The sequence below is a fragment of the Herbaspirillum sp. Her3 genome (assembly GCF_057961275.1).
This window is the reverse complement of sequence record NZ_CM176328.1, coordinates 2,231,974-2,248,909: the sequence shown is the minus strand read 5'-3', so window position 1 is coordinate 2,248,909 and position 16,936 is coordinate 2,231,974. Positions and strand designations below refer to the sequence as shown.

Below are 16,936 nucleotides of genomic sequence, written 5' to 3'. Positions count from 1 at the left end.
CGGCTGCGCCACAAATGCAAAACGGCCCACGTGGGGCCGTTGCTGCAGGGCCGGGCGGCCGCTTACTTCTTCTGATCCGGCGGCGTCCCCGGATTGCCGAAGGGGAAGGTGCCAAACATGTTCTTGGTCTGGCTCTGCATCTGCTCCTGCATCTGGATGAACAGGTTCTTGCTCTGCTCGATGTAGTTGCTCATCATGCCCTGCATCATCGGACCCTGCACGTTCATGAACTGGGTCCACATCTCGGGGCTAAAGGGCTTGCCCTCGTAGAAGCCCTTGGAGTTCTCGGCCAGCTTGTTCTGGATGTCGATGAAGGTCTGGATGTTCTTTTCCAGGTAGTTGCCCATCATGCCCTGCATGGCATGACCGTAATAACGGATGATCTGCGACAGGGCACCGCTGGAGAACATCGGCACGCCATGCGACTCTTCTTCCAGGATGATCTGCAGCAAAATGCTGCGGGTGAGGTCGTCGCCGCTCTTGGCGTCGACCACGGTGAATTCTTCATTGTCCAGCACCAGTTGCTTGACGTCGGTCAGCGTGATGTAGGAACTGGTCTGGGTATCGTACAGACGGCGGTTGGGATATTTCTTGATCAAGCGATCTGCCGAATTTTTTGCAGTAGTCATCTGAAGTCCAGTCTCTCTCTCATTGCAGCCGTCTTGCCGGCCTTGGTTTGCAGCGGTGGCGGGTGGCATCGGTGCAGTCCACACCCCCGGGCGTCCGGGACATTGCGCTGTCCTCTCCTTGCTTCTTCTACTGTGTTCGTCCTGCATTTTGCAGGGCAGCAACGCAAGCCATTATAGGGGCGAAGGCCGCCAAAAGGGGAGCTCTATCGTGCAAGACTGACAAAATCCCAGCCGGCAATACAAAGACAGCGCGCGAAAAAATGGCCACGGATGCGGCGCTGCACCGCAAGCGTGGCCCTGCGCTACGGCATCAGCCCATGTAGAGGCCGCCGTTGAGCGAGAAGTCAGAACCGGTGGCGTAACCGCCTTCGGCCGAAGCGATCCAGGCGACGATGGAGGCGATTTCCTCCGGCTCGCCCAGGCGCTTGACGGGAATGCCCGAGACGATCTTCTCCAGCACTTCCGGACGGATCGCCCGCACCATGTCGGTGCCGATATAGCCCGGCGAGACGGTGTTGACGGTCACGCCCTTGGTCGCCACTTCCTGCGCCAGCGCCATGGTGAAGCCGTGGATGCCGGCCTTGGCGGTGGAGTAGTTGGTCTGGCCGAACTGGCCCTTCTGGCCGTTGACCGAGGAGATGTTGATGATGCGGCCAAAGCCACGCTCGCACATGCCTTCGATGACCTGCTTGGTGACGTTGAAGAGCGAATTCAGGTTGGTGTCGATGACCGCATCCCAGTCCGCCTTGCTCATCTTGCGGAACTGGCCGTCACGGGTGATGCCGGCATTGTTGACCAGCACGTCCACTTCGCCGATCTCGGCGCGCACCTTCTCGAAGGCGGCCTTGGTGGATTCCCAGTCCGAGACGTTGCCTTCGGAGGCGTGGATGTCATAGCCGTGACCGCGCATGGTCGCCAGCCAGGTATCCTTGCGGGTGGAATTGGGGCCGCAGCCGGCCACCACGGTATATCCGTCCTTGCACAGACGGGTGCAGATGGCGGTTCCGATGCCGCCCATGCCGCCGGTCACATATGCGATACGCTTGCTCATTATGTTGCCTCCTATAGGGATGGTGATTATTGGGGTAAGCCCTGCCCCCCTCTTTCGCGTCTGCTTTGCGCCGCATTGGTGGAGGCCCTTCGTGCGAAGGACGCTCCTTTGTCTTGTCAGGCCAGGCTGCGCCGCGGATGCGCTGCTGGCCGTCTCTCTCTGTCGGCGGGCCCGCGTGGGTCACCGCCCTCTTTTTCATCGATGCCGCCGGCTTCTGTCATGCCCCCTGGCCGGCTGGCAGATTTCTTCAGCCCACCAGCTGGTCGGCCTTGACCTTCACGTAGCGCCCCGGTGCCGGCTCGATGTGCTTGTAGCGCGTCGAGCCCAGGGTCTTGGGCGCGGCCACCTTGCGCCCGCCATGCTTGGCCAGGAACGCCGCCCACTCGCCCCACCAGCTGCCGGGATGCTCGGTCGCGCCCGCCATCCAGGTGTCGGCATCGCTGCCCAGCCTGGCCTTGTCGTTGACCCAGTAATTGCGCTTGTTCTTGGAGGCCGGATTGATCACGCCGGCGATATGGCCTGAAGCGCCCAGCACAAAACGGTTGTTGCTGCGCTTGCCGGTATTGATCAGCTCCAGCGAGGCATAGGCCGATTTCCAGGGCACGATGTGGTCATCGCGCGAGGCATAGATGAAGGCCGGCGCGCTGATCTTGCGCAGGTCGATCTTCTCCCCGCCTACGGTCAGCCGGCCAGGTTCCTTGAGCGCATTCTCCAGGTACATGTGCCGCAGGTAGTAGCAGAACATCGGCCCCGGCAGATTAGTACTGTCGGCATTCCAGTACAGCAGGTCGAAGGCGCTGGGCTTCTCGCCCTTGAGGTAATTGGATTCGACGTAGTTCCACAGCAGGTCGTTGGGACGCAGGCTGGAAAAGGCGCTGGCAAAATCGCGCCCGGCCATCAGGCCGCGCTGGCCGATCATCTGCTCACGCAGGGCCAGCTGCATCTCATCGATGTAGACATCGATGGCACCGGTATCGGAAAAATCGAGGAAGGTGGTCAGCAGCGTCAGGCTGGACACCGGATCTTCGCCGCGCGCGGCCAACAGCGCCAGCGCGCAGGACAGGATGGTGCCGCCCACGCAGAAGCCCAAGGCATTGATCTGCGGCTGCTTGCTGATTTCCTGGACGATGTGGATGGAGCGCACCACGGCGTCGTCCACGTAGTTTTCCCAGGTGGCGGTCTCGACGGTCGCATCGGCATTGCGCCAGGAAATCAGGAACACCGTATGGCCCTGCTCCACCGTATAGCGCACCAGCGAATTCTGCGGCTGCAGGTCGAGGATGTAGAACTTGTTGATGCACGGCGGCACGATCAGCAGCGGCACCGCATGCACGGTCTTGGTCAGCGGCGCGTACTGGATCAGCTGGAACAGTTCGTTCTCGAAGATCACCGAACCGGCGCTGGCACCCACGTCGCGGCCGACCTCGAAGGCGGTTTCATCGGTCTGCGAGATGTGGCCCTTCTGCAGGTCCGCCAGCAATTGCGCGATCCCCTGGGTCAGGCTCTCGCCGCGCGTCTCCAGGATCTTCTGCTGCGCCACCGGGTTGGTGGCCAGGAAGTTGGCCGGCGACATGGCATCGATCATCTGCTGCACCGCAAAACGCAGTTTGTGGCGCACCTTCTCGGTGCCCTTGACCGCATCGGCCAGGGCCAGCAGGAAGCGCGAATTCAATTGATAGGCCGCGGCCTGGAATGCGAAGTAAGGATGTTCGTGCCAAGCCGGTGCCGACAGGCGGCGGTCGGTGATGGCCGGCGTCTTGGCCGCCAGCATCGATTGCCACAGCTCGCCGAATTCGCGGGTGTAGTCCTGCTGCAATCGCACCAGGTCGGCGGGATCGAGCGTGGCGCCCATCTCGCCGAGCTGCTTGAGCAGCACGGAAGGATCGATCTGTCCGGCGCCCGGCGGCAGCGTGCCACCCGGGAAGCCTGGCATTTGCGGCATCCCGGCCATCGCGGGCATGGGCGGCAAATGCGACTTGAACTGGTCGAAGTGGGATTGGAACTGGGACTGCAGCGAGGTCCAGAATTTCGGATCGGACATCTGTGCCAGCCACGCGGATACATCGGGAGAGGGTTGCTGCGGATTCTGCTTGTTCATGCTCGGATCTGCAATTTTCGCGTATCGTTATGGTTTGTCTCGAAGCGCCATTTCACCATGATCATCGTCGCTATCGCATGGCTCTACGTCGTCTTCATGATGTCGATCACCGAACAGTCAGCGATCGCTGGCGTCGCTACTTTCCTGCTGTACGGGATAATTCCCTTGACCATCGTTTTATACCTGATGGGTACGCCGCAACGCAAGCGGAATCGTCAAAAGATGAAGAAATTGACAGCTGGCCGCAAGGAAGAAAACAAAGATGACCGTTCCGTTAAACGCGAGCACGACATCAGCGGAGACGAGCCGCCCACCCCTGCCTCATGACCCTGCCAGCGCGCCGGCACCGTTGCTGAAAACTTAGAAAACCCCACCGCCACGCACTATTGTCGTGAGCCCGAAAACCTTCAGCAGCGCAGGTTTGCGCAATGCACCATGACACGCGCGAGGCCTATAAAACTCAGCAAATCAGCGGCTGGCCCATCCGCGCCGTACTGCGCGCCGCAGAGCGATCTGGCGATAACGGGGTTTCAGTACGGCAAGCATATCGCGCAGCACGGCCGATCCGCGCCAGGGTGGCGACACATAAGCCATACGTAACTTCAGATCCCCACAGTCACGTAACTCACAATCAAGCATGGCAATCATGCCGCCATCGAGCCAGGCGTAGACATGCACCTCATTGGCCCGGCCTTGCTTGGGCCCTTCGATCTGCCAGCCGCAAGCGCGCTCGCGCGGGGAGCTCATCGGCCCACTCCGAACAGATCAGGCAGATGCCAGGCCAGATGCAGCCCCAGCAGCAGCAAGCCGATGAAGAAGCAGCGGCGGAAGGTAGCGGCCCGCACCAGCGCACGCACGCGGGTGCCCAGGGCCATACCGAGCAAGGCCGGCAACAGCACGATCAGCGAGGCCCAGCCTACGGCTGCACTGAAGGCTCCGCCCTGCCCCAGGTTGACCGCCAGGGCGAACGTGGAGACGGTGAAGGACAGCCCCAGCGCCTGGATCAGTTGGTCGCGCGGCAACCCCAGCGCCTGCAGGTAAGGTACCACCGGGATCACGAACACCCCGGTAGCGGCAGTGACCAGCCCCGTGAGCAGACCGACGACGGGCGACCACCATCGCTCATGATGCGGCCGTACCGTGGGCGTCCATGCCGCCAGGCCGGCCAGCGCATACAGCATCAGCGCCACGCCCAGTCCGATGATGGCGTGGCGGCCGCCATCGGCGCCCATGAATCCTGCCCCAGCCAGGGTCCCGGCGATGATGCCCGCCAGCAGGCCCCACAGGCGGCGTACCAGCATCAGGAAAGCGCCGCCGGTGGCCAGTTGCCAGCCATTGGTCACCATGGAAGGCAGGATCAGCAGCGCCGCCGCCTGCACCGGCGGCATCACCAGGCTCAGCAAGCCCACCGCCACCGTCGGCAAGCCCAGGCCGATCACGCCCTTGACGAAGCCGGCCAGCAGGAATACCGCCAGGCTGACGGCAAGCAGGGTGGCATTCATGTCGACGAGGCAAAGCAGGCTGGGCATGGCAGGACGAAGACCGGATAACGGGACAGCGGGATAGCAAGGTTTCCCAGTCTGCCAGTCCTCGCCCGCGCTGGAAATGTGGAATACACTTAGCCAGCCTTCGGCCTGGCCGAAGGCTCAATGTCGCGGCAAGACCTTTTCTTTCCCTTCTGCTTCTGCCCCTGCCCGCCGATGAGCCAACGCTTCGAACTGTCCGACCTGCGTCTTTTCCTGCACATCGTCGAAAGCGGCAGCATCACTGCGGGTGCCGAACGCGCCCACATGGCGCTGGCCTCGGCCAGTGCGCGTATCCGCAACATGGAGGATGCGCTGGGCACGGCCTTGCTGGAGCGCGGCCGGCGCGGCGTGCAGACCACCGATGCCGGGCGCGCGCTGGCCCATCACGCGCGCATGATGGCGCAGCAGATGGCGCAGTTGCGCGATGAACTGGGCCAGTATGCGCAGGGCTTGAAGGGGCATATCCGCTTGCTCTGCAATACCTCGGCCATGACCGAATTCCTGCCGGAGGTGCTGGCGCGCTTCCTGGCGCGGCATCCGCACACCGATATCGAACTGGAAGAAAAGCTGAGCTATGAAGTCGTGCAGGCAGTGGTCGATGGCGTGGCCGACGTGGGCATCATCGCCGACTCGGCCGACAGCGGTCCCTTGCAGACCTATCCCTTCCGCCAGGACCATCTGGTGGCGGTGCTCTCGAAAAAACATCCGCTGGCGCGGCGCAAGTCGCTGGCCTTCAGTGAGTTGCTGGGCGAGGATTTTGTCGGGCTGTCCGGTGACAGCGCCTTGCAGCAGCATCTCTCGGGCCACGCCACCCGCGCCGGGCGGCGCCTGCAATACCGCGTGCGGCTGCGCAGTTTCGATGGCATCTGCCGCATGGTGGAGCATCAGGTCGGCGTGGCGGTGATGCCCGAAACGGCCGCCCGGGCCTGCGCCGCCCACATGGACATCCGCGCCATCCCGCTCACCGACGGCTGGAGCCAGCGCCAGTTGCTCATCTGCGTGCGCGGGCTGGAAGGCTTGCCGGGGCATACGCGCGACCTGATCCTGGCCTTGCAACGGCACGCATGAAGCATCATGAAAAATGGCGGCTTCGGAAAGCCGCCATTGCGTCGTCGAGGCCAGGCAGGATCATCTCGACGTGAAGTTTTCGCCCGATTTCACTTGAGCCAGATCAGCGAGCCCATGCGCCCGGTGGTCTTGTCGCGCCGATAGGAATAGAACCGCGGATCGGCCACGGTACACAGGCCGCCACCGCTGACGTCGCGTACATCCACCTTCGCCAGCCGCTGGCGCGCCAACTGGTAGATGTCGGCCAGGTACTTGCCGGGGCGCCCCGGATAAGCCCGGAAGGCGCTTTCCGCCTCGGCCTGCTGATCCATGAATGCCTCGCGCACTTCGCCGCCGACCTCGAAATGCCCGGGCCCGATGGCCGGCCCCAGCCAGGCGAGGATGTCCTGGGCGCCGCGCGCGCGCATGGCGGCCACGGTCCGTTCCAATACACCGGCCGCCAACCCGCGCCAGCCTGCATGGGCCGCGCCCACCACCGTGCCGGCGCGATCGCAGAACAGGACCGGCAGACAATCGGCCGTCATCATCACGCACACCGCGCCGGGCGTGCTGCTGATGCTGGCATCGGCGGTAGGCTGATCGGGCAGCGCGGCCGCGTCCAGCACGTTCACCCCATGCACCTGCGTCAGCCAGGCCGGCTCGGCCGGCAGCAGGCGGCGCAGCAGCGCACGGTTGCGGGCGACCAGCGCCGGATCATCGTCCACGTGGGTGCCCAGGTTCAGGCCCGGACCGCCCTGCCCGTCGCCGTAGGGCGCGGGGCTGAAGCCGCCGGCACGCAAAGTGGTCAGGGCGCCGATGTTGGCCGGTGCGGCCCAGTCGGGGATCAGCAGCTCCATGGGCGGGCTCGCTCAATAGTCGTCATCGTCTTCGTCGTAATCGCCCAGGACGGGATCGGCTTGCTCGCTCATCTCGGGGATCACCGCCAGGGCCGGGTCGATCCTGGCACGCTGGAGCAAGGCCACGATGTCTTCCGGCAAGGGTGCGGCCCATTGGCGGAACTTGCCCGAGGTCGGATGCACCAGGCCCAGCCGACCGGCCAGCAAGGCCTGGCGCGGGAAGATGGAAGCCAGGTGCTGCTTGCCGTAGAGCGCGTCGCCTACCAATGCAAAACCCAGCGATTGCAGGTGCACGCGGATCTGGTGCGTGCGTCCGGTTTCCAGGCGGCAATGCACCAGGCTGACCGGCTTGCGATCGATCTCGCCCGTGGCCAGGCGGCGGTAATGGGTCACGGCCGGCTTGGCCCGCATGCTTTGGGACACGGCCATCTTGATGCGGTCGCGCGGGTGGCGTGCCATCGGCGCATTGATGGTGCCGGAGAGCTGCGGCAGGCCCCATACCAGGGCCAGGTACTGGCGCTTCATGCTGCGCGCCTGCAACTGGCGCACCAGGTCGGTCTGGGCGGCCAGGGTCTTGGCCACCACCATCAGGCCGCTGGTTTCCTTGTCCAGCCGGTGCACGATGCCCGCGCGCGGCACATTGGCCAGGGCCGGGCAATGGTGCAACAGGCCGTTCAAGAGCGTGCCGCTCCAGTTGCCGGCGGCAGGATGCACCACCAGGCCGGCCGGCTTGTTCAGGATGATGATGGACTTGTCCTCGTGCAGGATGTCCAGGTCCATGGCCTCGGGTGCATAGGGCTGGTCGGCCGGCACCGATTGCGGTGCCACCTCCACCAGCTCATCGCCCAGCATGGTCATCTTGCCCTTGGCGGGCGCGCCGTCGACGGTCACATGGCCGTCTTCGATCCATTGCTGGATGCGGCTGCGCGAGAATTCGGGCATGAGGCCGGACAATACCTTGTCCAGCCGCTGGCCGATGACCTCATCGTCGAGGCGGAAACTCAGGGGCTCCAGGCCGGTGGCGCTTTCGTCGGCTTGCTCGCCGTCATCGAAATCGTCCTCGGGCGGAAGGGCGTTCTTTACAGGCTCATCGCCATTTGTAATCGGAAGGGGTTTCTTACGTGACATCAGCTATAATCGCCGGATCGGGTTGATTGTATTTCGGGTATCGATGCAGCCGGCTCGGGTAGGCGCTTGCGCCATGCACAACTGATAGTCCCAGACAAGCACACAAGAGTCATGCACAAAATCTTATTGAAGTTCTTCATCATCGGTTTTGCCCTCTCGCTGACCGCCTGCGGCCTCTTGCCGGAACAAAAAGACGAGACGGTCGGCTGGTCTGCCGCGAAATTATACTCGGAAGCCAAGGATGAACTGAATGCCGGCGGCTACGACAAGGCCATCAAGTACTTCGAGAAGCTCGAATCGCGCTATCCCTTCGGTACCTACGCCCAGCAGGCACAGATGGACATCGCCTACGCCTACTACCGCCAGAACGAGCAGGCACAGGGCCTGGCAGCGGTGGACCGCTTCATCAAGCTGCACCCGAACCACCCCAATGTCGACTACATGTACTACCTGCGTGGCCTGATCAACTTCAATGATCGCACCACCATCTTCGACACCTTCACCGACCAGGACAACACCGAACGCGATCCCAAGGCCATGCGTGACGCCTTCGATTCGTTCAAGCTGCTGGCCGAACGTTTCCCCGACAGCAAGTACACCCCGGACGCCATTGCCCGCATGAAATACCTGGTCAATGCCATGTCCCAGTACGACGTCCACGTGGCCAACTACTACTTCCGCCGTGGTGCCTACGTGTCGGCCGCCAACCGCGCCCAGGCCGCCATCAAGCAGTATCCGGATTCGCCGGCCAACGAAGAAGCCCTGTTCATCCTGATGCGCTCTTACGAAGCGCTGGGCCAGACCAAGCTGAAGGAAGATACCGAACGCATCATCCAGGCCACCTACCCCAACAGCCCCTGGTACAACGGCGGCCCCAAGCCCAAGACCAAGCCGTGGTGGAAGGTCTGGTAAGCCAGCCTGTGCAAGTTTCAATAAAAAACCCTCGCCATGGCGAGGGTTTTTTATTGGCTGGTCCAGGCAGCCCGCCTGATCCCGGCGGGCTGCGAGATCAGGCGATCAGGCTTCCAGCTTGCGGCGGAACACCCACTGGCTCTCGGTAGACGCCTCGGGCGCGAAGGCATAACCCTCCACGTCGAAGGCCTTGAGCTTTTCCGGCTGGCTGATGTTCTTCTGGGCTGCATAGCGCGCCATCAGGCCGCGCGCACGCTTGGCGTAGAAGGAAATGATCTTGTACTTGCCGCCCTTCCAGTCCTCGAATACCGGCGAAATCACCTGGGCCTTGAGCAGCTTGGGCTTGACGACCTTGAAATATTCTTCCGAGGCCAGGTTCACCAGCACCGGTGCCTTCTGTGCGGCCAGCTCGGCGTTGAGCGCCTCGGTGATCTCGCTGCCCCAGAACGCATACAGGTCCTTGCCGCCCGGATTGGCCAGCTTGGTGCCCATCTCCAGGCGGTACGGCTGCATCAGGTCCAGCGGGCGCAGCATGCCGTAGAGGCCCGAGAGGATACGCACGTGGCCTTGCAGATAATCCAGCTGTTTGGGATTGAGCGAGGCCGCATCCAGGCCCTCGTAGACGTCGCCGTTGAAGGCCAGCACCGCCTGCTTGGCGTTCTTGGTGGTGAACTTGCGCGACCAACTGGCATAGCGGTTCACGTTCAGTACCGACAGCTGGTCGGAAATGCCCATGAGGCTGCCGATCTCGGCGGGCGACTTGGTCTTCAGGACCTCGATCAGCTCAGCCGAGCGCGATACGAAAGCCGGTGTGGTGTGGATGTCGGTAGTGGGAGGCGTGTCATAGTCCAGCGACTTGGCGGGAGATAAAACAATCAGCATGAGGGGGCATCCAATGATCAGGTTCAGACAAGGTGGCCGTCATGATACCCAAAGCGCGGCCATTCCGTGCGCTTGGGCCCGGTTTCGGAACGATATGAATATTTGGACAGCAAACCCCGGGCTGTTGCGCCTTTGCTCCCCGGCTGGCAGCTCCTAAACTGAAGTATTGGACGTTTTGGAAGGAAATCCGGATTCAAGTTCAGCCGCGGACTTGCCGTTAATCAACAAGCCAACACCAACCAGGCATGCCCAAAGTGAGCTGCAGCCGGCCGACAGCGAACTTGTGTTGACACGTTGTCGGCACTTTACCCACCTTTCGCTGTCCATGTAGAACCGGCAAGGAGGAGATCATGAAACGCGACAAAGCCCTCATGGGCGAAATCCTGAAGCAACTGGCATCCTTCGGCACCCTCTACGGCGACGTGGAAAAGATCCAGAGCGCCCTGCCCGGACAGGTGGCGCCGGAGGTGATCCTGCATCATCTGCGCCTGCTCTACGACCGCGGACTGGCGGCGGTGGACATGCACAATTTCTGGCGCGTCACCGATCAGGGGTATGATGCGCTCGAAGCCGGCGGCGACCTGTTCAGCCAGCAGGAAGCGCCGCCGCCCGGCCAGCGCGGCATCGACAACTAGTTTCCACTTCTTCAATGAGCATCCAGGCAACACCTTCCCTCACCTCCCCGCTTCCCCTTCCCACCGCCACGTCCGCCGACGCCCCCTCCGGGCGCCAGCGCGTGGTGCTGGACACCAACGTCTGCCTGGACCTGTTCGTCTTCCGCGATCCGCGCTGGGCGGCCCTGCAGGCGGCGCTGGAGCAAGGCACGGTCCAGGCCTATACCCGCGAGGATTGCCGCAGCGAGTGGCTGGCCGTGCTGGATTATCCGCACCTGCCGGTCACACCCGAGACCAAGCCGGCCATCTGCGCCGAATTCGACCGTCTGCTGCAATGCCTGCCGCTGGCCCAGGTCAACACCTTCGGGCTGCCCGTCTGCACCGACCGCGATGATCAGAAATTCCTCGAGCTGGCGCTGCAATGCCAGGCTCACGTCCTGGTGAGCAAGGACAAGGCCGTCCTGAAGCTGGGCAAGCGCACCGTCAAACGCGGCATGTTTGCCATCGTGCCGCCGCAGCTCTGGCGCGCCGATGCCTTCCTTGATCCGGCCACCTGAACGGTGCAGCGAATCCGGCTAGAATAACGGGCTTGCGATCATCACAAGAACGAGCCCGCTGCAATGAGCACCCCCAACATCGTCACCAAGCTGCCCAAGGTCGGCACCACCATCTTCACCGTCATGTCGGCCCTGGCCAGCGAAAAAGGCGCGGTCAACCTGGGCCAGGGTTTCCCCGATTTCCATTGCGATCCGGCGCTGGTGGATGCCGTCACCCGGGCCATGCAGGATGGCCTGAACCAGTATCCCCCCATGGCCGGCGTGCTGCCCCTGCGCGAAGCCATTGCCGCCAAGGTCGAGCGGCTGTACGGTCATCGCTATGATCCGGTCTCCGAAATCACGGTCACGGCCGGTGCCACGCAAGGCATCCTGACCTCGGTGCTGTGCGCCGTGCATCCGGGCGATGAAGTCATCGTGATCGAACCGGTCTATGACTGCTACGTCCCGGCCATCGAGCTGGCCGGTGGCGTGCCGGTGTTCGTGCAGATGGAAGTGGGCGCGGCCGGCTACAGCATTCCCTGGGCCAGGGTTCAGGCTGCCGTGACACCCAAGACCCGCATGATCATGGTCAACACTCCGCACAATCCGACCGGCAGCGTCATGCGCGCGGCCGACGTAGCGGCGCTGGCCGACATCGTGCGCGGCACCGACATCCTGATTCTGTCCGACGAGGTGTACGAGCACATGGTCTTCGACGGCCAGCCGCACGAATCGCTGGCGCGTCATCCGGAACTGGCCGAGCGCAGCTTCATCAATTCCAGCTTCGGCAAGACCTACCACGTCACCGGCTGGAAGGTCGGCTACGTGGCAGCACCGGCCGCGCTGACCGCTGAATTCCGCAAGGTGCACCAGTTCAACGTCTTTACCGTCAATACCCCGGTTCAGTACGGATTGGCCGAATATATGAAGGATCCCGCACCGTACCTGGACTTGCCGGCGTTTTACCAACACAAGCGTGATCTTTTCCGCTCAGGATTGGCCAATACGCGTTTCGAGCTGCTGCCCTCGCAAGGCACCTATTTCCAGTGCGTGAAGTACGGCGCCATTTCGGACCTGCCCGAAGCCGAGTTCTGCAAGTGGCTCACCAGCGAGATCGGCGTGGCCGCCATTCCGGTCTCGGCCTTCTACAACACGCCCAGGGAATCGGGCATCGTGCGCTTCTGCTTCGCCAAGAAGGAAGAGACGCTGCAACTGGCGCTGGACCGGCTGGCCAGGCTGTAATGCCGCCAGCGCGCAAATCATTTATATCGTTTTCCGTTCCGTGACCTCCCCCCTCAACACGACACGCAAAAAAGGAAATCCATGATCGACGTCTACAGCTGGGCCACCCCGAATGGCCACAAGGTCCACATCATGCTGGAAGAATGCGGCCTGCCCTACACCGCGCATGCCATCGATATCGGCGCCGGTGACCAGTTCACGCCCGAATTCCTGAAGATCTCGCCCAACAACAAGATCCCCGCCATCGTCGATCCCGAGGGTCCGGACGGTGCGCCGATCTCGCTGTTCGAATCGGGCGCCATCCTGATCTACCTGGCCGGCAAGACCGGCCGCTTCCTGGGCGAGACCGTGCGCGAGAAGTATGAAGTGCTGCAATGGCTGATGTTCCAGATGGGCGGCCTGGGACCGATGCTTGGCCAGGCGCACCATTTCCGTCTCTATGCACCTGAGCAGATCGAGTACGCCGTCAACCGCTACAGCAATGAAGCGCGCCGCCTGTATCAGGTGATGGACAAGCAGCTGGGCCAGCATGCCTACCTGGCCGGCGACAATTACACCATTGCCGACATCGCCTGCTTCCCCTGGACCCGTTCGCACAAGAATCAGGGCATCGATCTTGCGGACTTCCCCAACGTCAAGCGCTGGTTCGATGCCATCAACGCCCGTCCGGCCGTGCAGCGTGGCGTGACCGTGCTGGCCGACAAGCGCAAGCCGCTGCACGATGACAAGGCCAGGGAATTACTGTTCGGCAAAAGCCAGTACGAAAAACGCTGACCGGTGATGGCTGCAGGCGGGTCGCAGATCCGCCCCGGCATCCCGTCAAGGGCAGGCGAAGGGCGCAAACTCGACACGGTTGCGCCCTTTTTCCTTGGCGCGGTACAAGGCGTCATCGCTGGCCCGCAGGACTTGCTCCTGGCTGCCACAGTCCGCCTGCATCAGGGCGATGCCGACGGAGAGCGTGACCTGCAATGGCTGGCCTTCGTGCAGCAGCGGCTGGCTGGCAAAGCGGGCCTGCAGGCGCATCGCAAATTCGGCGGCGGCCTGCAGATTGGCGCCGGACAGGATCACCGCAAACTCTTCTCCCCCCAGCCGCCCGGCCGCATCGGACTTGCGCAACTGGCGCTGGAGTACCTGCGCAAAATGCTTCAGCACCTGGTCTCCCACGGCATGGCCCAAGCTGTCGTTGATGCGTTTGAAGTGATCCAGATCGCACATCAGCACCGCTGCCGTATCGCGCACGCCGCGCTGGATGCGGCTGTGCTCTTCCTGCAGGCGCTGCATGAAGTGACGGCGGTTGGGCAGCTGCGTGAGGTAATCGGTGAGGGCGTATTCCTGCAGCTCCAGTTCGAAGGCCTTGCTCTGGCTGATGTCGCTGATGAAACCGTGCCAGAGCGTAGTGCCATCCTCCAGCCGGCGCGGACGGGCCTGCCCGCGCAGCCAGCGCACGCCATGGCCGGAGGTGATCACGCGAAACTCCAGCATCCAGTGTGAGGCGCCAGCCAGTACCGCCTGGCGCGCGGCCTCATAGCGCGCCATGTCTTCGGGATGGATGATGGTATCAATGATGGTCGGGGTCTCCAGCAACTGCTGAGGCGTGAGTCCAAAGGTCTCGCGCGCGCCTTCGCTGACGTAGGTGAAATAGCCGCGCTCGCCCGGCGGCACCCGGAACTGGAACACCATGCCGGGAATTTCACTGGTCAGGTAATCGAGCATGCGGCTGCTCTTGGCCAGTTTTTCGGTGAGCTGCCTGACCTCGGTGATGTCCGTAGTGGTACCGATCATGCGCAAGGCATTGCCCTGGGCATCGCGCGCCACCACCTTGCCACGGCTGCTGATCCACTTGTAGCTGCCGTCGCGGCAGCGGATGCGGTGCTCGACCTGATAGGTGTCAGAGCGCGAAGCGAAATGCTGGCGGATGGTTTCCTGCACATAGGGCAGGTCGTCCGGATGGATGCGCTGGTAGGCATCCTCGATATGGCTGGAGAGCTCCCAGTCCTCATAGCCGAGGATGGCCTTCCAGCCGCGCGAATAATAGATCTCGCCGGTGACGGCGTTGCGGTCCCAGATGCCCGTGCCGCTGCCTTCGATGGCCAGCGCCATGCGTTCGTTGGCCTCACCGGGTGGCTCGCTCTTGACCTGTACGTGGGCCGGCACCAGGGCGCGCTCGATGGACAGCATGGCCATCGACACGGCCGCACCGACCGTATCGCGGTAGGCCTGCTCCAGGTGGGACGCATCTCCCGGCGCATCAGCAGCCGTGCAGACGGTCAGCACGCCGGCGAGTTCGCCGGCAAACGAGCGCAGCGGCAGCAGTTCCAGGAGGCAACGTCCGTGACGTGCGCTGAGCGCAGTCAGGCGGTCCCAGAATGGTGGCGTATCGGGGTCATGGCCATCGAGCTCCGCCAGATCGGCCAGGAACGCAGGCGGCAGGCTCGGTGCCGCGCCCACGCTCATGCGCCGCGCCTGGCGGTCGAACAGGAAGATGGCCAGCGCGCGTTGCGGATAGCTGGCCGAGAAGCCGCGGGCGATACGGTCCAGCAATTGTGGAAGCGGCGCGCCGCGCGCGATATAAGAGAGAGTCTGGTTGTTGAAGGCGAGCGCCTTCCGGCAGGATGCGGTATCGGCGTCGACTTGTAGGGGCGGACGTTCTGACATCATCAGTGGCAGGATCAGCAAGGACGCAGCGGCTGCGCCACACTGGCGCTGCCGAACGATTGCACATTAGCACCTAATGACAGCTTCGCGCCATGGCCTCCGTCAAAATCCATGCAGGCAATGGACAGCGATGCGCTCAGGCCACACCATGCATGAGCTTCTGCGAGAAAGGCATCGCTTCCTCGCAGGCTCGAGGGATGACTGCACTCAATAACGGCGCACCAGGAATTCGGCCACGCACACCGGCTTGTCCGATCCTTCGCACTCCACCGTGATGAGCCAGGCCAGCTGGACACCGCCGGGAATGTCCTCGGTGGACTCCAGCCGGATCACGCCCCGCACCTGGCGCCCCACCGGCAAGGGTGCCGGGAAACGCACGCGATTCAAGCCGTAGTTGAGCAGCATGCGCACATCCGGGCCCAGGCTGATGGACTCCGACAGCATGCGCGGCAGCAGCGCCAGCGTCAGAAAACCATGTGCCACCGTGCCGCCGTAGGGCAATTCGCGCGCGGCGCGCTGGGCATCGACGTGGATCCATTGATGGTCGCCGGTGGCATCGGCAAAGCGATCCACCTGCTCCTGCGTGATGGTGATCCATTCGCTGCAGGCCACTTCCTGGCCCGCCAGCGATTTCAATTCTTCCAGGCTGGCGATGGTACGCATGCCGGATTCCTTCCCATGGGGTTATCGTAAGGACTGCGCGCCATCGATGCACGCAGCGTTGTTGTCAGCCATCCTGCCAGACCACCCGGTTGCGGCCCTGCTGCTTGGCCAGGTAGAGGCGGCGGTCGGCCATCTCGACCAATTCACTGACGTCCTGCTCCCTGCCCGGTACGATGCAGGCGGCGCCGATGCTCACCGTGAGCCAGGGGCTGATCCTGGAACCTTCATGCGCCACCTGGTTCGCCTCGATCAGTTGGCATACCTTCTGGCCCAAGGCATGCGCACCTTCCATGGGCGTATGCGGGAGGATCATGGCGAATTCCTCGCCACCAAAGCGCGCCGCCAGGTCGGCCGGACGCTGGATGCTGTTGTCCAGCGTCTGCGCCACCCGGCGCAGTACGGCATCGCCTGCCACGTGACCATAGCTGTCGTTGTAGAGCTTGAAGAAATCGACGTCGATCAGCAGCAGCGACAGGTGCAGGCCGTCACGCCGGGCACGGCGCCATTCGGCACCCAGGTAATCGTCGAAATAGCGGCGGTTGGCAATGCCCGTCAACCCATCGGTATTGGTCAGGCGCTGCAGTTCGAAATTGGTCTTCTGCAACAGCTGCTGGCTCTCGCGCAGTGCACGATACGCTGCGTCCCGCTGCAGCAGGTTGATGTAAGAGCGCGAGTGATAGCGCAGCCGCGCCACCAGTTCGATCACGTCCGGCAGCTTGACCATGTAATCGTTCGCGCCACCGGCAAAGGCATCGCGCTTGATCTCGGGATCGTCGCGCGAGGACAGCACGATGATGGGGACATTGGCCAGCGCCGGGCTGGCACGATACTGGCTCACCAGCGTCATGCCATCCACGCCGGGCATCACCAGGTCCTGCAGGATTACCGTGGGGCGCGTCTGTTCCGCCACGGCCAGCGCTTCATTGGCACGGGTACAGAAATGGAAGTCGATATGCTCTTCATTGAGCAGCGCGCGGCGGATCGCCTCGCCCACCATGGCCTGCTCATCCACCAGCAGCACCATGATCTTGTATTCGTCAGCGGGCAATATGGGGCCGCCGCCCACCGTGTCGGTTGCTTGCACCGAACTCATCAT

18 protein-coding genes are annotated in these 16,936 nt (G+C 63.0%); 7 read left to right on the top strand and 11 right to left on the bottom strand.

All coding sequences use genetic code 11. The features are described from left to right. Positions 1–62 precede the first annotated feature (62 nt). From phaR to phaC, 3 genes are all read right to left on the bottom strand, one after another. Positions 63–629 (bottom strand): polyhydroxyalkanoate synthesis repressor PhaR, encoded by a 567-nt coding sequence (gene phaR, locus ACVC5H_RS10375; RefSeq protein WP_139971410.1) that lies wholly within the window; start codon positions 627–629, stop codon positions 63–65. Positions 630–939: 310 nt separating this feature from the next. Next, on the bottom strand, positions 940–1,680 hold the full coding sequence (locus ACVC5H_RS10370) for a 3-ketoacyl-ACP reductase (RefSeq protein WP_489622226.1): 741 nt from the start codon (positions 1,678–1,680) through the stop codon (positions 940–942). Between the two features lie 247 nt (positions 1,681–1,927). Beyond that, positions 1,928–3,778 (bottom strand): class I poly(R)-hydroxyalkanoic acid synthase, encoded by a 1,851-nt coding sequence (gene phaC, locus ACVC5H_RS10365; RefSeq protein ID WP_489622225.1) that lies wholly within the window; start codon positions 3,776–3,778, stop codon positions 1,928–1,930. Between the two features lie 57 nt (positions 3,779–3,835). Between phaC and ACVC5H_RS10360 the strand changes: the two genes are divergently transcribed. Then, entirely contained in the window at positions 3,836–4,105 is a 270-nt protein-coding gene (locus tag ACVC5H_RS10360; protein ID WP_489622224.1) for a hypothetical protein, read from the top strand. 141 nt (positions 4,106–4,246) lie between these two features. Here ACVC5H_RS10360 and ACVC5H_RS10355 read toward each other — a convergent pair whose 3' ends face one another. Next, on the bottom strand, positions 4,247–4,525 hold the full coding sequence (locus tag ACVC5H_RS10355; RefSeq protein ID WP_489622223.1) for a hypothetical protein: 279 nt from the start codon (positions 4,523–4,525) through the stop codon (positions 4,247–4,249). After that, positions 4,522–5,307 carry a sulfite exporter TauE/SafE family protein gene (locus ACVC5H_RS10350; RefSeq protein ID WP_489622222.1) on the bottom strand — a complete coding sequence of 262 codons (786 nt, stop codon included), beginning with the start codon at positions 5,305–5,307 and terminating at the stop codon, positions 4,522–4,524. Before ACVC5H_RS10350 ends, ACVC5H_RS10355 begins: the two co-directional genes overlap by 4 nt. A gap of 171 nt (positions 5,308–5,478) precedes the next feature. On the opposite strand from ACVC5H_RS10350, the gene ACVC5H_RS10345 reads away from it, so the two are divergent. Then, a complete protein-coding gene (locus ACVC5H_RS10345; RefSeq protein ID WP_489622221.1) occupies positions 5,479–6,372 on the top strand; it encodes a LysR substrate-binding domain-containing protein in 894 nt (297 codons plus the stop codon). A gap of 89 nt (positions 6,373–6,461) precedes the next feature. Here the strand turns inward: ACVC5H_RS10345 and pgeF are convergent, their stop codons facing one another. Together pgeF and ACVC5H_RS10335 are read right to left on the bottom strand one after the other, a co-directional pair. Continuing rightward, positions 6,462–7,208 (bottom strand): peptidoglycan editing factor PgeF, encoded by a 747-nt coding sequence (gene pgeF / locus ACVC5H_RS10340; protein ID WP_489622220.1) that lies wholly within the window; start codon positions 7,206–7,208, stop codon positions 6,462–6,464. Between the two features lie 12 nt (positions 7,209–7,220). Further along, positions 7,221–8,336, bottom strand: coding sequence for an RluA family pseudouridine synthase (locus tag ACVC5H_RS10335; protein WP_489622219.1), 1,116 nt, complete (start codon positions 8,334–8,336; stop codon positions 7,221–7,223). 111 nt (positions 8,337–8,447) lie between these two features. Here ACVC5H_RS10335 and ACVC5H_RS10330 point away from each other — a divergent pair, with 111 nt between their 5' ends. After that, entirely contained in the window at positions 8,448–9,248 is an 801-nt protein-coding gene (locus tag ACVC5H_RS10330) for an outer membrane protein assembly factor BamD (protein WP_489622218.1), read from the top strand. Positions 9,249–9,353: 105 nt separating this feature from the next. Here the strand turns inward: ACVC5H_RS10330 and yaaA are convergent, their stop codons facing one another. Continuing rightward, on the bottom strand, positions 9,354–10,130 hold the full coding sequence (yaaA, locus tag ACVC5H_RS10325; RefSeq protein ID WP_489622217.1) for a peroxide stress protein YaaA: 777 nt from the start codon (positions 10,128–10,130) through the stop codon (positions 9,354–9,356). A 350-nt stretch (positions 10,131–10,480) separates the two neighbouring features. Between yaaA and ACVC5H_RS10320 the strand changes: the two genes are divergently transcribed. The 4 genes from ACVC5H_RS10320 (at position 10,481) to ACVC5H_RS10305 (ending at position 13,296) form a co-directional block, all read left to right on the top strand. Further along, the gene (locus ACVC5H_RS10320) at positions 10,481–10,765 is read left to right on the top strand and encodes a hypothetical protein (RefSeq protein WP_489622216.1); all 285 of its coding nucleotides are present in this window, start codon (positions 10,481–10,483) and stop codon (positions 10,763–10,765) included. Positions 10,766–10,779: 14 nt separating this feature from the next. Beyond that, positions 10,780–11,301, top strand: coding sequence for a putative toxin-antitoxin system toxin component, PIN family (locus ACVC5H_RS10315; RefSeq protein ID WP_489622215.1), 522 nt, complete (start codon positions 10,780–10,782; stop codon positions 11,299–11,301). A gap of 63 nt (positions 11,302–11,364) precedes the next feature. Then, positions 11,365–12,522 carry a pyridoxal phosphate-dependent aminotransferase gene (locus ACVC5H_RS10310; RefSeq protein WP_489622214.1) on the top strand — a complete coding sequence of 386 codons (1,158 nt, stop codon included), beginning with the start codon at positions 11,365–11,367 and terminating at the stop codon, positions 12,520–12,522. Between the two features lie 81 nt (positions 12,523–12,603). Next, on the top strand, positions 12,604–13,296 hold the full coding sequence (locus ACVC5H_RS10305; protein ID WP_489622213.1) for a glutathione binding-like protein: 693 nt from the start codon (positions 12,604–12,606) through the stop codon (positions 13,294–13,296). A gap of 45 nt (positions 13,297–13,341) precedes the next feature. Here the strand turns inward: ACVC5H_RS10305 and ACVC5H_RS10300 are convergent, their stop codons facing one another. From ACVC5H_RS10300 to ACVC5H_RS10290, 3 genes are all read right to left on the bottom strand, one after another. Continuing rightward, positions 13,342–15,180 (bottom strand): sensor domain-containing diguanylate cyclase, encoded by a 1,839-nt coding sequence (locus ACVC5H_RS10300; protein WP_489622212.1) that lies wholly within the window; start codon positions 15,178–15,180, stop codon positions 13,342–13,344. 204 nt (positions 15,181–15,384) lie between these two features. Continuing rightward, complete coding sequence (locus ACVC5H_RS10295; RefSeq protein ID WP_489622211.1) at positions 15,385–15,840, bottom strand: MaoC family dehydratase; 456 nt, start codon at positions 15,838–15,840, stop codon at positions 15,385–15,387. A gap of 64 nt (positions 15,841–15,904) precedes the next feature. Beyond that, positions 15,905–16,933: a GGDEF domain-containing response regulator gene (locus ACVC5H_RS10290; RefSeq protein WP_489622210.1), complete on the bottom strand. Its 1,029-nt coding sequence runs from the start codon at positions 16,931–16,933 to the stop codon at positions 15,905–15,907. Positions 16,934–16,936 lie beyond the last annotated feature (3 nt).

What these genes read in the sequence shown, in the direction of transcription:
- phaR (WP_139971410.1), bottom strand. Translation starts at nt 629, where the DNA reads ATGACTACTGCAAAAAATTCGGCAGATCGCTTGATCAAGAAATATCCC.
- ACVC5H_RS10370 (WP_489622226.1), bottom strand. Translation starts at nt 1,680, where the DNA reads ATGAGCAAGCGTATCGCATATGTGACCGGCGGCATGGGCGGCATCGGA.
- phaC (WP_489622225.1), bottom strand. Translation starts at nt 3,778, where the DNA reads ATGAACAAGCAGAATCCGCAGCAACCCTCTCCCGATGTATCCGCGTGG.
- ACVC5H_RS10360 (WP_489622224.1), top strand. Translation starts at nt 3,836, where the DNA reads ATGATCATCGTCGCTATCGCATGGCTCTACGTCGTCTTCATGATGTCG.
- ACVC5H_RS10355 (WP_489622223.1), bottom strand. Translation starts at nt 4,525, where the DNA reads ATGAGCTCCCCGCGCGAGCGCGCTTGCGGCTGGCAGATCGAAGGGCCC.
- ACVC5H_RS10350 (WP_489622222.1), bottom strand. Translation starts at nt 5,307, where the DNA reads ATGCCCAGCCTGCTTTGCCTCGTCGACATGAATGCCACCCTGCTTGCC.
- ACVC5H_RS10345 (WP_489622221.1), top strand. Translation starts at nt 5,479, where the DNA reads ATGAGCCAACGCTTCGAACTGTCCGACCTGCGTCTTTTCCTGCACATC.
- pgeF (WP_489622220.1), bottom strand. Translation starts at nt 7,208, where the DNA reads ATGGAGCTGCTGATCCCCGACTGGGCCGCACCGGCCAACATCGGCGCC.
- ACVC5H_RS10335 (WP_489622219.1), bottom strand. Translation starts at nt 8,336, where the DNA reads ATGTCACGTAAGAAACCCCTTCCGATTACAAATGGCGATGAGCCTGTA.
- ACVC5H_RS10330 (WP_489622218.1), top strand. Translation starts at nt 8,448, where the DNA reads ATGCACAAAATCTTATTGAAGTTCTTCATCATCGGTTTTGCCCTCTCG.
- yaaA (WP_489622217.1), bottom strand. Translation starts at nt 10,130, where the DNA reads ATGCTGATTGTTTTATCTCCCGCCAAGTCGCTGGACTATGACACGCCT.
- ACVC5H_RS10320 (WP_489622216.1), top strand. Translation starts at nt 10,481, where the DNA reads ATGAAACGCGACAAAGCCCTCATGGGCGAAATCCTGAAGCAACTGGCA.
- ACVC5H_RS10315 (WP_489622215.1), top strand. Translation starts at nt 10,780, where the DNA reads ATGAGCATCCAGGCAACACCTTCCCTCACCTCCCCGCTTCCCCTTCCC.
- ACVC5H_RS10310 (WP_489622214.1), top strand. Translation starts at nt 11,365, where the DNA reads ATGAGCACCCCCAACATCGTCACCAAGCTGCCCAAGGTCGGCACCACC.
- ACVC5H_RS10305 (WP_489622213.1), top strand. Translation starts at nt 12,604, where the DNA reads ATGATCGACGTCTACAGCTGGGCCACCCCGAATGGCCACAAGGTCCAC.
- ACVC5H_RS10300 (WP_489622212.1), bottom strand. Translation starts at nt 15,180, where the DNA reads ATGATGTCAGAACGTCCGCCCCTACAAGTCGACGCCGATACCGCATCC.
- ACVC5H_RS10295 (WP_489622211.1), bottom strand. Translation starts at nt 15,840, where the DNA reads ATGCGTACCATCGCCAGCCTGGAAGAATTGAAATCGCTGGCGGGCCAG.
- ACVC5H_RS10290 (WP_489622210.1), bottom strand. Translation starts at nt 16,933, where the DNA reads ATGAGTTCGGTGCAAGCAACCGACACGGTGGGCGGCGGCCCCATATTG.